Origin of the sequence: Methylacidiphilum infernorum V4, from assembly GCF_000019665.1 — a bacterium.
GTDB classification, from domain to species: domain Bacteria; phylum Verrucomicrobiota; class Verrucomicrobiia; order Methylacidiphilales; family Methylacidiphilaceae; genus Methylacidiphilum; species Methylacidiphilum infernorum.
On record NC_010794.1, the window covers coordinates 249,885 to 264,689 of the forward strand.

The window sequence follows — 14,805 nt, forward strand, 5'->3', positions numbered from 1 at the left end:
AATATAATTTTTATGTTATCTCGTTCAGGGTGTCTGTCGATAATTTTTGTGCTTTTTCTTTGGTATACCCATAGCCATCGACAACGATACAGAACTCACCCTTTATTTTTATTTCTTGAAGCTGGGCTAGCAGTTCCTTCGGTTTTCCCCTAAGAACTTCTTCAAACTTTTTTGTCATTTCTTTGGCAAGACAAAGAAGGCAGTCGGGAATAGTTCCACAGGCATCATCCAAGGAAGAAAGAAGCCGGTGAGGAGATTCAAAATAAACTGAACTATAGGGCCTTGTAGCCGCCTCTCTCCATTCGGATTTTCTTGCTTTTGATTTTATCGGAAGAAACCCACCGAAATAGAAGGGAGTTGTTCGAAATCCCGATAGGACAAGAGCCTGTAAGACAGCCGAAGGTCCTGGAACGACTTCAAAAGGAATCTGTTTTTCGATGCATTTTTTTATCAGCCGCTCTCCAGGGTCCGAAATGCAGGGCATGCCCGCCTCGGATACAAGGGCTATATTTTTCCCTTTCAGAAGAGATTCGATAAGCTTTAAGGCTTTTTTCTCTTCGTTTATCTTATTATAAGTAAAAAGAGGTCTTTTGATTTCCCATTTTTGGAAGAGAATAAGGGTTTTTCGGGTGTCTTCGGAAGCAACGATATCGACTTCTTTAAGTATTTTTATTGCCTTATAAGTGATGTCCTCAAGGTTTCCTATGGGGGTACCTACTACAAAAAGCCTCCCCACAGTCTTATTAATATTCTTGATAGTCTCGATCATTGGCGATGCCGTTTTTATAGACCCTTCAGTTTTGTAATATAATAGAAAACGAACGACTATTCTTACACTCATTTGTTCCTGGTTTTTTATTTAGCGGTGCCCGAGAAAAAGAATAAAAAATAGTTTTTTGATCTATTATTTTTGTTTATTTTTTTAGCTGAAAAGAGGGCTTGTGGCGGAATTGGCAGACGCGCTAGACTTAGGATCTAGTGGGTAACACCGTGCGGGTTCAAATCCCGCCAAGCCCAAGAGGCTTCCTAGCGGTTAAAAAAGGAGAAAGAGGGGGCATGCTGTTCGAGAGTACCCCATGATGGCCGCATGGAGCGGTTTGGAGTTTTGTAGCCAAATTATCCAGTAGCCGTTGAAGGTTGTTTTTTATTCTTTCAAGTCCATATTCTTGCCACCGGAAGAAAGTAAGCAGACTTAAAAAGAGCGTTTTTAGAAGCGTTCTTTATTCCCATCTCGGTTGACTCCTTTTTTTAAGCCTCCTTCGACATTATCAAAAAAAGCTGTAAAGGGGAAATCCACTAAAAAGCCATTTTGAGAAGCACTTGACGCTTCGGATGGGTTTTGTTCTATTGTCTTTAATGAGCGAAAATGAAGCGGATTATATTGAGATACAAAAGCGTTCTCAACAGCATTTTTCATCTTGTGCGTCTTTCTACCAGAAAGGACATATCCTGACCAATATTGAAGATTTAGAAAAGACATTTGAGGATATCCCCCTTCAGAAAGGAATGAAAGCCCTGGATGTGGCTACGGGAAATGGTTACACGGCTTTTTTTCTTGCCAGGCAGGGTGTTGAAGTAACCGCCTGTGATATCACGGAAAAAATGTTCGAAGGAGCAAGGAAAATAGCGGATGAAGAAGGCCTGCCCATCCGGTTTTGCATTCATAGCGCAGAAAAACTTCCTTATCCCGACCGTTGTTTTGATTTAGTGACTTGTAGGTATGCAGCCCACCATTTTGCCGATCAGGAAGCATTCGTTCGTGAATCTTCAAGGGTTCTTAAAAAAGATGGACTTTTTGTACTCATCGATGGAACCGTTCCCAACGGGGAACAGCAAGCCTATGATTGGTTGGATAAAGTCGAAAAATTAAGAGATTATAGCCATGTGGGATATAGATTTGAAAGTGAATGGAAAGAGTATTGCCTTCAATCAGGACTGACGCCCTTAAAGAGTTTATTTATTCCTTTTAAACAGGATGATATTGAGTGGTATTTTCAATCGGGAGGAACGCCTAAGGATAATCAGGAAAAAATCTATCAGATGGTCAAAGATGCCCCCCAAGATGCCAAAAGAGTCTTGAAAATCGGTTGGGAAGAGGGCAGGCCGGTATGGTGGTGGATTAAATTGTGCTTGGTGGCTCGAAAGGGCTAACGAGCTCAAGGGAAATTAGGGAGGATGTTCCTGAAAATTCTTCCTGGAACTTGTTTTTGAATCTCTCTTTCAATCCCTCTTTGCAATATTCCCTGCACGGCATTGTTTAAACGGGGAGAAAAATCTTCGTGGATGTCGTTGAGTGTTCCTGAAAGATGGATTTCCGTCCAAAAATACCCCCCTTCTCCAGGATTAAACAATTTGCCGCCTAGCCCGGGGAGCCTGGGGATCCAATCGGCCCGAATACCCAGGAGGAGAGTTCCACTGACCGCTTTGCCTGCCAAGGTAATCCACCCCGTCATTTTCATAGTATTTTCAGATTGCCAGTCGATATTATGCAGTTTAATGATGTTGGGTTCTAAGCTAATAGAATTATGGGCCACGGTCAGGGGTATATCTTCGAGCTGATGAAGCTTCAAAAAAGAATCAAGGCTCGTCAAAAATGAAACATGAACCAGCCTGCCTCGATCGATATACAGTTCTCCCTCTCCATGGTAAGATTTCATAAGATCGTTTGTTGCATTAATGCCTATGGTGCCCCGGAGATCTCCTCGGAGTTCATTTTTTAAGGGTTCAGTTAATATAGCTTCCAAGGGGATCTCTTTTAATGAAAGATTAAGGTGGGTATTGTGAGTGGGAACAAGCCCGATGCTTCCTTCTGTTGATACAAGGGATCGAGGGAAGGCCTGAAGATGGAGCTTTGCTTCTGATAAATCGATAGAGGATCTACTTAAAAGAGCCTTGATTTTTTCGATTGACAATGGAGGAATCGATTGGAGCCGAGCAAAACCTTTGCTCCCGTAGATGAGCCAGTTTGCTTGTTGAGAAGAAATGTTAAGCTCAATGTCTTTGATTTCTCCTCCTCCCCCCATAGAAGGAGGCCATTTAAGATCTAGTGATTTCACATGGATCTTTTCAATGCTCAGGGCTTCTTCCTTGTTCGGTGAAGAAGCCAAGGGAATTTTTTCCGTTTTCCTTTCAGGAGGAAGTTCGGGTGTTTGCAGATCGATCGATAAATCGCCCAGATCGATGGATCGAACGATCCAGGGGTGACCCAAAATTCCTATTGAGCTTAATTGGACAGCTATCGGTTTTATGGAGATCAACTCAATGGGCGATTCTTTGCTTCCTCTTCCCTCGTAACCTCCCGTTTCTAGGCCAAAGCCGTAAAAGCTAAAAGGCTCAAAGCGACCGGATATTCCCGTATGTTTTTCGACAACCTTGGAGGCAAAATCGGCAAAAGCTCGGCTCTTTACGATCCCATTAACCCAAAAAATAAAACCGGTAATGCTAAGAAACAGGAGAGCGAAAAAAGCCAGCAAAAGCAAAAGAAATAGACGGCCCTTTTTTCTCTTCACCTTTTTTTCCATTAAAAGGATACCTCCTTGCCGGCCATAATACCCTTCATCCTCTATTTATACCATAAAATTTCAGGAGCTTCCGTAGGGAGAAAAGCATCGGGATGATAGGGCCTGATTCTTGGGGTAAAATCCTCTGGGGGCCGTTGGGTATTAACCGTGAGCCTATAAATAAATCCATTTAAAGCACCGACAAGGGCTTCTCCCTTTTCCATGATATTACAAAAAGGAGCAGTTTGTTCTTTGGCATCGGCATAGAGTTCAACAACGACCCAATCGGGGGGAATTTCATCGAGGTAAACTTGGATGCTAAAGTGTATCTGGCCTTGATCCTGGACAGCATGAAAATTGCCAAAGTGGATAGAATTCCAATGTGTAACGATCGTTTTTTTCCACCTTTCTAGTTCTCGAGCAAGTTCTCCACTTTTTGCTCTTCTCTTTTCGGCTGCATAGCAAAGAGGAATGTAATAAGCATTAGCGTATTCTCTAACCATCCGATTGGCGGAAAAAAAGGGGGTCAGTCGAGCTGCACTTTCTCTTATTTTATTGACCCATTTTTGAGGGATGCCTCTTTCATCCCTATCATAAAAAGCAGGAATGATTTCATTTTCCAAGAGAGAATAAAGTTGGTCAGCTTCGAACGCATCCCATGCCGGATCCTCTCCATGTTCTTTCCCATCCCCGATGGCCCATCCTAATTCAGCTGAATAGGCTTCAGCCCACCAACCATCCAACTCGGAAAGGTTTAAACCACCATTAACCACGACCTTCATCCCGCTGGTTCCACTTGCTTCCCATGGTCTTCTAGGATTATTGATCCAGAGATCGATGCCTTGAACTAGATCCAAAGCAAGCCTCATATCGTAATCTTCTACAAAAACTACGCGGTTATGCAGCTCTTTTCTTGCAACAAAAGCCGTCCACTCTCTGATCATCGCTTTTCCTACCTGGTCTTGGGGATGAGCCTTACCTGCTACTACCAGTTGCACAGGCTTGTGAGGATCGGTAAGTATTTTGACCAGCCTTTCCTTATCATGGAGGAGCAGGGTAGGTCTTTTATAAGAAGCAAACCTTCTTGCAAAGCCTATCGTAAGAACGTTGGGATCGAATAAACAGCTACATTGAGACATGATGTCGGGGTGCTTACCCATCATGGCACAGTGACAGCGGGATCTTTTCCTCAAAGCAAGGATAAGATTGAGCCGATTCTTTTTTCGCCATTCCAAAAGGGCACAGTCAGTTGCTGAGCGGAATTTTTCTTCTAATTTTTCGGTGGGTTGCCTCCACAGATCCTTGCCGCATATGCTGGCCCAAAGCTCATCGGTTTCTTGGGAATGCCAAGTGGCAACATGGACCCCGTTAGTCACCGATCCGATCGGTATTTGCCATGTTGGCCAGCGGGGAAATAATCCCCGGAAGATAGTTTGACTGACTTTCTCGTGGAGTTTGCTTACCCCGTTTGTAGCTGCTGATCCCCTTAAGGCAAGATAAGCCATGTTGAAGGGTTCCTCCTTGCTCCTGTCCAGTTGCCCTAGGGCTAAAAGCTCTTCGGGGGCTATTTTGACATCCTGGCAAAAATCAAAAAAGTATTTTAAAAACAAGGAAGGGGCAAAGCGATCAAATCCGGCTTCAACCGGGGTATGGGTAGTAAAAATATTGCCCGAGCGTGTTGCCCAGAGCGCAGTCCAAAAAGAGGGCAAAGCCATTTGTTGCATGTAATCTTTAGCTCTTTCCAAGATGGCAAAGGCGGCATGACCTTCGTTGAGATGACAAATGCTGCATTCTATCCCCAACTTGGAAAGAAGTTTCCAGCCTCCTCTACCAAGGACAATTTCTTGCAAGAGGCGCATTTCGTTATCCCCGCCATAAAGAGTGCCGGTTATGGCTCTGTCCGATGGCATGTTTGCCGGATCATTACTGTCAAGAAGATAAAGAAAAACCCTACCCACAGTAACGTACCAGGGACGTAGGATGAGATTTCTTCCCGGCAGGGGAACCTCTATAGAAATCCATTCTCCCGAATCATCCCTCAAGGGGAACACGGGCAGGAGCGCAGGATCGTTATAAGGATAAAATTCAACTTGTTCACCTTTGGAATCGATAAGCTGGCGAAAATAGCCTTGTTGATACAACAGCCCGATGCCCACGACAGGCAGTCCAAGATCACTGGCCGCTTTGAGATAATCTCCTGCTAGGATCCCCAGTCCTCCTGAATAGATGGGAAGCTCTTCTCCAAGTCCAAACTCCATGCTGAAATAAGCGATATGCCCTTTGAAATAGGGAAAGTTTTCTTCAAACCATGTTTTTTGTTCGAAATACCTTTTTCTTTCTTCCAACTGGCATTTAAAGAGGCCTTGGAATTCAGGATCTTGACTAAGAGCCTTTATTTTTTCTTTAGATAATCTTTCAAGAATAAACCAGGGATTGCTTGTAGATTCCCAAAGCAAGGGATCTATTTTTCTCCAAAGCCTTCTCGATCCAGAAACCGTATGCCATAACATGTCTGAAGCAAGGTCTTCTAAACCTTTCAATTCTTCAGGGATTTCAGGAAAAAGATAACGGGGGGATATCATGGACGCACTCCTCTGTTAATCAAACAACGGGTTATTAGGAGAAAAAACATGAGGGAAAAATTTGGTTTAATTTTCTTGTTTGTTCCTTTAGATAAAACTGGTGAAAATCGGTAAGGTTGCGTTTTGAAAAAATGAAAAGGCAGAAAACAAATGGAGTTTTTAAGAAAAAAATTATCATTCTCAAGAAGGGCGAAAGAAAAAAGCTATCTTTTGTTTTTCCTCTCTCACAAGTCCCTCTTTTTTTCTCTTTTTTCTTTTATATTGTTTGTCTTTTTGCAAGAACAGTTCCATAAAATTGAAGGGTTTGGGGAATTTTTCACCGGTTTTCTTTGGTTCTTTAGTCTTGTTTTAACCAACGCGTTTGTGTCGGTTAAGCATGCGGAAAAGCTTGCCGATCACTATGGCGAGCCTTATGGATCCTTGATTCTTACCTTTGCTGCTACCGCCATAGAGTTTTCCTCCATTTGGGACATTATGTCTTCGGGAGAGAAAAACTTAACTTTTCCCAGGGACACGGTCTATTCCATCATCATGATTGTTCTGGGAGGAATGGTTGGCACTACTTTACTGGTAGGGGGGATCTATCACAAGGAACAGAAGATTAACCTGGAGGGGGCAAAAGCTTTCCTCAGCGTTATTGTTCCCATGGCCGTATTGATTTTGATCCTTCCCAATTTTACCCGTTCCAGCCCGGGCCCGACATTTTCGAGATTTCAGACTCTTTTCTATTTGTTTGCTTGCGTTTTTCTTTATCTTCTTTTCCTGGTTGTCCAAACAATAAGCCATAGGAGATATTTTTTTCTGGATGATGGAGACGATCTAGAGCAAGCGGTTCATCGAGAAAAGATCGTTCCCTTTCATCATGGATTGATGCTGATCGTTTCTCTATTATTTGTTGTGTTCTTCGCCGAAAAGTTATCGATCGCGATTAATTTCGGGATAGAAAAATTAAAAATTCCCAAAGTCGTTGGGGGTTTTATTGTCGCCTTACTGGTGCTACTTCCTGAATCGATGTCGGCGATTAACGCCGCTATTCATAATAGCCTGCAAAGATCGATGAATATTCTTTTAGGCTCGGTGTGTGCGACCATTGGTTTAACCCTTCCCTTGCTGCTGAGCATAAGTCTTTTGAAAAACGATACGATATTGCTTGGCCTTGGGCAGGTGGAAGCTACCCTTCTTGTATTAACTCTTCTCCTGTGCCAGATAACCTTCTCTGGAGCCAAAACGAATATTTTGCAGGGCGCTGCCCATCTGCTCCTCTTTTTTTCTTACCTTATCATGATGTTTGATTAAGCATAAGGAAATGATAAAGATCGTTGGGAGCAAAAAATCCCATGTGGATTAAGTTTCCTAGGATTTTACCGCGGTTACCGCTTCGAATTCTTTTCTCAAAAGATGGGCAGCTTCGACCATGTTTCTTAGCGAAGGAACGACCTCTTCGTAACTGCGGGTTTTAAGCCCGCAATCGGGATTTACCCATAAGGATTCTTTAGGAAGCACAGATAGGGCTTTTTTAAGGGTATCGAGGATTTCTTTGACGGTGGGAATCCTTGGAGAGTGAATATCCCAGACCCCCAGGCCGATGTCGTTGGGATATCTGAATCTTGCAAAAGAGTCGATCAATTCGAGGCCGGATCGAGAAGCTTCAAGGGATATAACATCGGCATCCAGTTTTGCAATGGCTTCAATGATATCTCCAAATTCAGAGTAACACATGTGGGTATGAATCTGGGTTGAATCTTCGACACAAGAAGAGGCGATCCTAAAACTTTCAATAGCCCACTCTAAATAGTCATTCCAATCGATTTTGCGCAAGGGCAAGCCTTCTCTTAAGGCGGGTTCATCGATCTGGATCACTCCCAGGCCGTTCTGCTCTAGATCCTTGACTTCATCCCTAATGGCCAAGGCTATCTGTTTTGCGGTAATTTTTCTGGGCTGGTCGTCTCGTACAAAACTCCATTGCAAGAGCGTAATGGGACCGGTTAGCATGCCCTTCATGGGTTTTGAACTGAGCGATTGAGCAAACTTTGACCATTTTATGGTCATGGGTTGCTGCCTTGAAACATCACCATAGATGATCGGAGGCTTGACACAGCGAGACCCATAGCTTTGGACCCATCCGTTTTCTGTGATGAGAAAGCCTTTTAGTTTTTCCCCGAAATATTCTACCATATCCGTTCTTTCGAATTCTCCATGGACTAAAACATCCAAGCCTATCTCTTCTTGCAAACGGACGACTTTCTTAATCTCTTCTTGGATGAAGGTATCATATTGTTCTTGGGTAATGTGGCCGAGTCGAAATCGAGAACGCATTTTTCTTATTTCTGTCGTTTGAGGGAAAGAGCCAATGGTGGTAGTGGGAAAAAGAGGAAGGGAAAGTTTTTTGGCTTGAATTTCTTTTCTTATTCGATAGGGGTTTTTTCTAGAAAGATCTGCCTCCTTTAGGGCTGCCAACCTTTGTTGAACAGACTGATCATGAATTAATCCACTTGTTTTTCTCTGTTCTATGGCTCGTTGGTTCTCCTTATACTGTTCGTCATTTTGATAATTTTCTACTAAAGCGAGTCTAGCGATAGTGGCCAGTTCTTCTATTTTTTCATCGGCAAAGGCAAGCCAACTTTTGATCTCCCCGCTAAGCTGTTTCTCCTCTTTTAAGCTGACAGGAACAAAAAGGAGTGAGCAGGAAGGGGCTAACCAAAGCCGTTCGACGGGGATGAACTCCAGGGCATGATGAATAATTTTTAATGACTGGGAAAAATCATTTTTCCAAACATTTCTTCCGTCAATAATACCCAGGGAAAGAACCCTGTTTTTATTCCAGTTTTGGAGTAAACCCTGGAGTTCTTGACCTGCCCGGGTGCAATCGTAATGGAGACCATCGATAGGAATGGAACTCACTATTTCCCTGTTTTCTTTTAGAGCTCCAAAATAAGTGGCTAAAAGGATCTTCAGCGAAGGAACAGCCCCTTTGAGCTTGGTATAAACTTCATAAAAGGCTTTCTGCCACTCGGTGGAAATGTCTAGTGTTAAAATGGGTTCATCTAGCTCAATCCAGTCAGCGCCCAAGCTGTAAAATTCTTTTAGAATTTCTTCGTAGATAGGGAGGATCTTAGCGATGAGTTCGGCATTTTTAATTGAGGGATCTTTTTTCTTACCGAGGAAAAGGAAGGAAATCGGCCCCAAGAGTATCGGTTTAGTCAAAAAGCCGAGGAACTTTGCCTGCTTAAACTCTTCAAAAGGTTTTGAAGAAGACAGAGAAAAATGCTGGTCTTTCTCAAATTCGGGAACGATATAGTGGTAGTTGGTATCGAACCACTTCGTCATCTCCATGGGATGAGGAATATTGGAACTATCCTGTCCCCTTCGAGATTTTTCCATTCCCCTAGCCATGGTAAAGAGAAGATCTAAGGAAATAGGCCCATTATGACTTTTAAACCGCTGGGGAACGGCCCCAACAAGGCATAGGGTATCTAGGACATGGTCATAAAAGCTGAAATCGTTGGAGCAGAGAAGGGAAATTTGAGCCTTGTGCTGTTTTTCCCAGGCTTCTTTTTTAATCCCCTCTGCCGCCTCTATCAGGTCATGAAGGGAACTCTCTCCTTTCCAGTAAGACTCTAAAGCAAATTTAAGTTGTCGGCGAGATCCAATGCGGGGATAACCAAGGATATGGGTATAGAGGTGATTTTTGGAACTACTCATAGATTTTATCCCTTTAACTTAAGATAATTGAACGAAAAACATGAAGATAACCGTCATCATTGTAAAGAAGAATGAGTTTTTTTTTCAAATAAATTATTTTATCCCTGTAGGAATATCGTCATTTTAATTGGGTTGTGACATTGTTTGAGATTAAAAGCTTGTTATCTTCTAACCACCTTTCTCCAAGTAAGAAGTTGGGGCAGAATTTTCTCATCGATCAAAACTTGGCTAAATTTATAGTAAGAGAGACCCTGGAGGGTGTACCTTTACCCCAGGAAATTTATGAAATTGGTCCCGGTCTTGGATCGTTGACCGAGTTTTTTTTGCAGCAAAATGTTTTCTTAAAGGCCATTGAAATAGATAGAGGATTTTGCAAGGTCTTGCTCGAAAGATTTAGTGCCAATCCTCGGTTTGAACTTATTCAAGCTAACGCTTTAGATTTTTCTTTTCCCCAATCGACCCATGGGAAAATCCTTGTAGGGAATCTTCCCTACACCATATCCAGCCCTTTATTGGCCAAGCTGGCTCTTCTTGCTGTTCCTTTCCCCAGAATGATCTTTACCCTGCAGCAGGAAGTCGCCTCAAGACTCATGGCAAAAACGCGAACGAAAGATTTTGGAGCACTCTCTGTTCTCATGCAGTATTTTTTTGAAATTAAGAAGATGAGAAAAGTTCCCAAAGAGGTGTTTTATCCTGTTCCAAAGATTGAATCGGCCGTTGTTTTCTTTGAACCTAAAAATACGGCCTTTAGGATGGATGCCCCGGAGAAGTATTCTTTTTATGCTTTCGTCAGAAGATGCTTTTCTCAGCGTAGAAAAAAGCTTGGGAAAATTTTGCATATCCCCTTAGACCACAGACCGGATGAAATCCCTCCTGAATGCTGGGCAAATCTATGGATGGAATTAAAAGATTCCCGCATGGAAAAAAGCGGGGGTAGCTGTAAAAACTAAACTTTCTTTTCTTTTCATTCTGTTTTGAAATGACAAAAAGGAAGGATTTTTGTCCAGGAATTTCCTATGAACGAAGATAAAACAGAAAAAAAAGATAATCCCCGGAAAAAAAAATCGGTGGCGGCTGAAAATATTTATTTTTTCATCATCATGTTCTTGATCGGGCTGCTCTTTATATTCTTGATATTCTCGGTAATAAGCAAAAAAAGCTACATGTAAAAAAAAAGCTTTTTGTTTTCTTAAAATGACATAACATTAGCTTATGTCATCCAAGGATCCTAAAAATCGTCCGAAAAAGACCCTGGCGCCGGGAGATATATATTTCCTTATTGTTATGTTTTTAATTGGCCTTCTGTTCCTGTTTCTCATTTTTTCCGTAATCAGCAAAAGCACCGTTCATGTTCACGGATAAAAACTTTAAAGACTCCTTTAAGGAAGCTTGAGGCGGCCAAAAGTCTTTTGTTCCTTTTTTAATAGCTAATCTTCTCTATTATCTTGTTATGGATTTGGCTGCATCTGTGGATATAGGATCACATAGCTTTCATTTGATCGTCGTCCAAGTGGAAAATGGATCTATTCGAGCCATCGACAAAATAAGAGATCCTGTTTCTCTGGCTGCGGGACTAGATGAGAACAGGTATCTGAGCAAGGAATCCATATCTAGAGCCGTTAATTCCCTGCGGAAATTTGGAGAAAGGCTAAGATCGATTCCTCCCCATCGGGTCAGGGCTGTTGGAACGAATACTCTTCGCACGGCTAAAAACAGGGAAGAATTTATAAAAAGTGCAGAAGAAGCCTTGGGCCACCAGATCGATGTGATTTCAGGTCATGAAGAGGCTCGCTTGATTTATCTTGGTGTTGCTCATTCCATGGAAGACGATGGCCAAAAAAGGCTCGTCATTGATATCGGGGGGGGAAGCACAGAACTTATTCTAGGAGAAGGATTTTTACCTCGCCGAGTGGAGAGTCTTTATATCGGTTGTGTAAGCCTCTCCAAAGCCTTTTTTTCTGAAGGGATCATTGCGGCTTCAAGATTGAGAGATGCAGAAATAATGGCATTGCAAGAATTAGAGCCGATAGCGAACATTTTTAAAAAACAGGGTTGGCAGAGAACAATCGGCTCCAGTGGAACGATTTTAGCTATTCAGGATATTGTCATTGCCGAGGGCTGGTCAAAGAGTGGTATCAGTGCCTCCTCGTTAAAAAAATTAAGGAAATATCTTTTGTCGGCGGGAAGCATTGAACGGCTTTCTCTCAAAGGCGTTGATTATGATAGAAAACAGGTTTTACCGGGTGGGTTTGCTATCCTTTCCGCCATTTTTGAGGCTCTTTCCATTGAGAATATGGAGGTATCCTCTGGAGCTCTCCGGGAAGGGGTAATTTATGATTTGTTAGGTAGACTTTATCAGAAAGATATTCGAGAGAAGACTGTAAGAGAGCTCATGAACCGTTTTCAAGTCGATGAGGCTCAAGCAGAAAGAGTTCGAGCCGTTGCCTTATCCTTTTATGAAAAAGTTAAAAAGGATTGGAAGATTGAGGGAGATTTTCAAAGAAGAATACTTATTTGGGCTTCGCTTCTCCACGAAATAGGCCTGTTTGTTTCTTATAGCCAGTATCACAAACATGGACAATACCTTTTAAATCACCTCGACATGCCGGGTTTTTCTTTAAGAGATCAACAATGCCTTTCTTTTCTTGTTCGTTCTCATAGGCGAAAATTTCCTCTTGCCGAACTTCAGCTCTTGAGGTCTGAAGACAGAGAGACGATGCGAAAACTTGGCGTTCTATTGAGACTGGCCGTTTTGATTAATCGGGTGCGTAACGATGATGAAACTCCTCAAATAGATATAAAAGCGAGCTCCAGTCTTATCAAGCTTACTTTTCCCCAGGGTTGGCTAAAGGACCATCCCTTGACTGAAGCAGACTTGGCCACAGAGGCGCAATACTTGGTTAATGCAGGTTTCTTTTTGCAATATAGCTAAGAGCTGTGAAATCAATATCCTCCTTCATACCAGCTTTTCCCATCTTTAGCTATCAGTACTTGAGCAGCTTCTGGCCCCCAGCTCCCAGCCGGATAATTCGGAAAGTCGATGGGGGGAGTGTTTTCCCAGAACTCGAGGATAGGGTCAACAATAGACCAGGCTGCTTGAGCTTGATCAGCACGCATGAACAAGGTCCCATCTCCGATGATCACATCCCGCAGAAGCGTTTCGTAAGCCTCAGGAGAGGCTTTTTTAAATGCCTCTTGGTATTTAAATTGAAGGTTAACCGGGCTTAAACGGATGACCGGACCCGGGATTTTGGCGTGGAATACAAGCGAGATACTCTCCTCAGGTTGGATATTAAGGATCATTCTGTTGGGGAGCCATTGATCAAGAGCCCGAGCGGGAAATGCTTGGTGAGGGATGGGTTTTAGAGTAACGACGATCTGGGTGACTCTTTTAGTCAGTCTTTTCCCTGTTCTGAGATAAAAAGGAACATTCTGCCAGCGCCAATTATCAATGAAAAGCTTGATCGCTGCAAAAGTTTCTGTAGAAGAATCGGGATTAACACCGGGTTCCTCTCTATAAGCTAGGACTTCTTTACCCTTTATCCATCCTCTGCCGTATTGTCCACGGACGGCAATCTGGTGGACCTCGTCAGGAGTGATCTTTCTGACCGCATGAAGAACGTCCACTTTTTTGTTTCGGATTTCATCGGAGTCAAAGGAAACCGGGGGTTCCATGGCTATGAGGCAGAGGAGTTGAAGCATGTGATTCTGGACCATGTCGCGAAGGGCACCTGCACGCTCGTAATACTCTCCCCGCAGTTCTACTCCCACTTCTTCAGCTACGGTAATTTGGACATGGTCGATGTATCGGCTATCCCAAATCGGCTCCCACCAAGCGTTTGCAAATCTCAAGGCAAGAATATTCTGGACGGTTTCTTTCCCTAGATAATGATCTATTCTAAAAATTTGAGATTCTCTGAAAACTTTCCCAAGGCATTGGTCGAGCTCGTTGGCTGACTTCAGGTCATGACCGTAGGGTTTTTCGACGACGATCCTCGCTTCTCCAGGTGCTAAAAAGAGTTGAGCGATACCGATTTGGTTGACGACGGTCTGGATTAAACTAGGGGAGATGGCTAGATAAAATATCCAATTGGGTTTGGTTTCCCACTTTGATCCGATCTGTTCGAGGGTATGTTTCAAAGATTCATAGAAAGCTTCTTCGGACAAGTCGGCGATCAAGTAGGACTCTATTTTTTCCGAAAAACTGGGCCATAAAGAGCTCTCATATTGAGGAGCAAACGATTCGATGCCACTTCTGATATGTTCGCGATAGGCTTCTAAATTCATTGATTTTCTATCTGCGGCGACAATGGCGAAATTATCGGGAAGCCAATTTGATCTATATAAACTGTAGAGGGCTGGGAAAAGCTTGCGCCAACTGAGATCTCCTGCTCCTCCAAAAATGATGAAAATGGTCGAAGCGTTTTGATTTAATTTTTCAATGGTTCGGGTCATGGTCGGATTCCTAAAAGCTTAAAGAAAGCATGAGGTTGGAAATAGAAATAGGATACATCACTCATAGAAACCCTTATGTACGAAATAAAGTTGCAAAAAAAAGAAAGTGAAGGGATTTATTTTTGAATCTTTTTAAGCACCACAGGCTTACCAAAAACCTTGTGATTAGGATCGATGAGCTCGTTGTCCCGGATGAGTAAAAGGGCAAAAACTTTGCCCGCCGACCCGATTAAAATTTTATCACCTTCTACTTTGTATTCCGCTTCCCACTCATCCTTTTCCTGGGGATTGGTGGGTGTTTTGGAACGACGTTCTGCCTTGGCTTTTCCCTCTTTACTCAGGTAAAGGGTAACACAGGTTAGAGTTCCGTTTTCTTCATTCCAGCAACCCGTATACTTTCCTTCAGGATTGAGGGATGGAGGTTGCCGAGAACAACCGGCAAAAAAGGAGATGGAAGTTATCAATAAAAATAAGGATAAAAAGAGATGTCTCATGGAAGATGGAGCCGCTTTTACTTTTCGATAAAAAACAATACAGCCGGGAGTAAAGATAATAAAGTATTTCTT

The 14,805-nt window shown here is 42.8% G+C and carries 12 protein-coding genes and 1 tRNA gene; 6 read left to right on the top strand and 7 right to left on the bottom strand.

The window, feature by feature from the left end; genetic code table 11:
- Positions 1-10: 10 nt before the first annotated feature.
- On the bottom strand, positions 11-841 hold the full coding sequence (rsmI, locus tag MINF_RS01125) for a 16S rRNA (cytidine(1402)-2'-O)-methyltransferase (protein WP_012462593.1): 831 nt from the start codon (positions 839-841) through the stop codon (positions 11-13).
- Positions 842-935: 94 nt separating this feature from the next.
- On the opposite strand from rsmI, the gene MINF_RS01130 reads away from it, so the two are divergent.
- Positions 936-1,017: transfer RNA gene (locus tag MINF_RS01130), tRNA-Leu, on the top strand.
- 190 nt (positions 1,018-1,207) lie between these two features.
- Here MINF_RS01130 and MINF_RS11290 read toward each other — a convergent pair.
- On the bottom strand, positions 1,208-1,417 hold the full coding sequence (locus MINF_RS11290) for a hypothetical protein (RefSeq protein WP_187146990.1): 210 nt from the start codon (positions 1,415-1,417) through the stop codon (positions 1,208-1,210).
- Between MINF_RS11290 and MINF_RS01135 the strand changes: the two genes are divergently transcribed.
- Positions 1,357-2,151 carry a class I SAM-dependent methyltransferase gene (locus MINF_RS01135; protein WP_048810413.1) on the top strand — a complete coding sequence of 265 codons (795 nt, stop codon included), beginning with the start codon at positions 1,357-1,359 and terminating at the stop codon, positions 2,149-2,151. The genes MINF_RS11290 and MINF_RS01135 overlap by 61 nt on opposite strands.
- Positions 2,152-2,156: 5 nt before the next feature.
- Here the strand turns inward: MINF_RS01135 and MINF_RS01140 are convergent, their stop codons facing one another.
- Both MINF_RS01140 and glgP read right to left on the bottom strand, forming a co-directional pair.
- Positions 2,157-3,509, bottom strand: coding sequence for a hypothetical protein (locus MINF_RS01140; RefSeq protein WP_238523512.1), 1,353 nt, complete (start codon positions 3,507-3,509; stop codon positions 2,157-2,159).
- 53 nt (positions 3,510-3,562) lie between these two features.
- Entirely contained in the window at positions 3,563-6,082 is a 2,520-nt protein-coding gene (glgP, locus tag MINF_RS01145; RefSeq protein ID WP_012462597.1) for an alpha-glucan family phosphorylase, read from the bottom strand.
- Between the two features lie 150 nt (positions 6,083-6,232).
- Between glgP and MINF_RS01150 the strand changes: the two genes are divergently transcribed.
- Positions 6,233-7,378, top strand: coding sequence for a calcium:proton antiporter (locus MINF_RS01150; protein WP_048810013.1), 1,146 nt, complete (start codon positions 6,233-6,235; stop codon positions 7,376-7,378).
- A 57-nt stretch (positions 7,379-7,435) separates the two neighbouring features.
- On the opposite strand, the gene metE is transcribed toward MINF_RS01150, so the two are convergent.
- Positions 7,436-9,784, bottom strand: a complete 2,349-nt coding sequence (gene metE / locus MINF_RS01155) for a 5-methyltetrahydropteroyltriglutamate--homocysteine S-methyltransferase (protein WP_012462600.1) — start codon at positions 9,782-9,784, stop codon at positions 7,436-7,438.
- Positions 9,785-9,918: 134 nt separating this feature from the next.
- Between metE and rsmA the strand changes: the two genes are divergently transcribed.
- From rsmA to ppx, 3 genes are all read left to right on the top strand, one after another.
- Positions 9,919-10,734 (top strand): 16S rRNA (adenine(1518)-N(6)/adenine(1519)-N(6))-dimethyltransferase RsmA, encoded by an 816-nt coding sequence (gene rsmA / locus MINF_RS01160; RefSeq protein ID WP_012462601.1) that lies wholly within the window; start codon positions 9,919-9,921, stop codon positions 10,732-10,734.
- A 66-nt stretch (positions 10,735-10,800) separates the two neighbouring features.
- Positions 10,801-10,953, top strand: a complete 153-nt coding sequence (locus tag MINF_RS11295) for a hypothetical protein (RefSeq protein WP_187146951.1) — start codon at positions 10,801-10,803, stop codon at positions 10,951-10,953.
- A 299-nt stretch (positions 10,954-11,252) separates the two neighbouring features.
- Positions 11,253-12,716, top strand: a complete 1,464-nt coding sequence (gene ppx / locus MINF_RS01165; RefSeq protein WP_238523513.1) for an exopolyphosphatase — start codon at positions 11,253-11,255, stop codon at positions 12,714-12,716.
- A gap of 11 nt (positions 12,717-12,727) precedes the next feature.
- Here the strand turns inward: ppx and zwf are convergent, their stop codons facing one another.
- Together zwf and MINF_RS01175 are read right to left on the bottom strand one after the other, a co-directional pair.
- Positions 12,728-14,239 carry a glucose-6-phosphate dehydrogenase gene (gene zwf, locus MINF_RS01170; RefSeq protein WP_012462604.1) on the bottom strand — a complete coding sequence of 504 codons (1,512 nt, stop codon included), beginning with the start codon at positions 14,237-14,239 and terminating at the stop codon, positions 12,728-12,730.
- 116 nt (positions 14,240-14,355) lie between these two features.
- Complete coding sequence (locus tag MINF_RS01175) at positions 14,356-14,733, bottom strand: hypothetical protein (RefSeq protein ID WP_048810014.1); 378 nt, start codon at positions 14,731-14,733, stop codon at positions 14,356-14,358.
- Positions 14,734-14,805: the final 72 nt, after the last annotated feature.

What these genes read in the sequence shown, in the direction of transcription:
- MINF_RS11290 (WP_187146990.1), bottom strand. Translation starts at nt 1,417, where the DNA reads ATGAAAAATGCTGTTGAGAACGCTTTTGTATCTCAATATAATCCGCTT.
- zwf (WP_012462604.1), bottom strand. Translation starts at nt 14,239, where the DNA reads ATGACCCGAACCATTGAAAAATTAAATCAAAACGCTTCGACCATTTTC.
- MINF_RS01175 (WP_048810014.1), bottom strand. Translation starts at nt 14,733, where the DNA reads ATGAGACATCTCTTTTTATCCTTATTTTTATTGATAACTTCCATCTCC.
- metE (WP_012462600.1), bottom strand. Translation starts at nt 9,784, where the DNA reads ATGAGTAGTTCCAAAAATCACCTCTATACCCATATCCTTGGTTATCCC.
- MINF_RS01135 (WP_048810413.1), top strand. Translation starts at nt 1,357, where the DNA reads ATGAGCGAAAATGAAGCGGATTATATTGAGATACAAAAGCGTTCTCAA.
- MINF_RS01150 (WP_048810013.1), top strand. Translation starts at nt 6,233, where the DNA reads ATGGAGTTTTTAAGAAAAAAATTATCATTCTCAAGAAGGGCGAAAGAA.
- MINF_RS11295 (WP_187146951.1), top strand. Translation starts at nt 10,801, where the DNA reads ATGAACGAAGATAAAACAGAAAAAAAAGATAATCCCCGGAAAAAAAAA.
- glgP (WP_012462597.1), bottom strand. Translation starts at nt 6,082, where the DNA reads ATGATATCCCCCCGTTATCTTTTTCCTGAAATCCCTGAAGAATTGAAA.
- rsmI (WP_012462593.1), bottom strand. Translation starts at nt 841, where the DNA reads ATGAGTGTAAGAATAGTCGTTCGTTTTCTATTATATTACAAAACTGAA.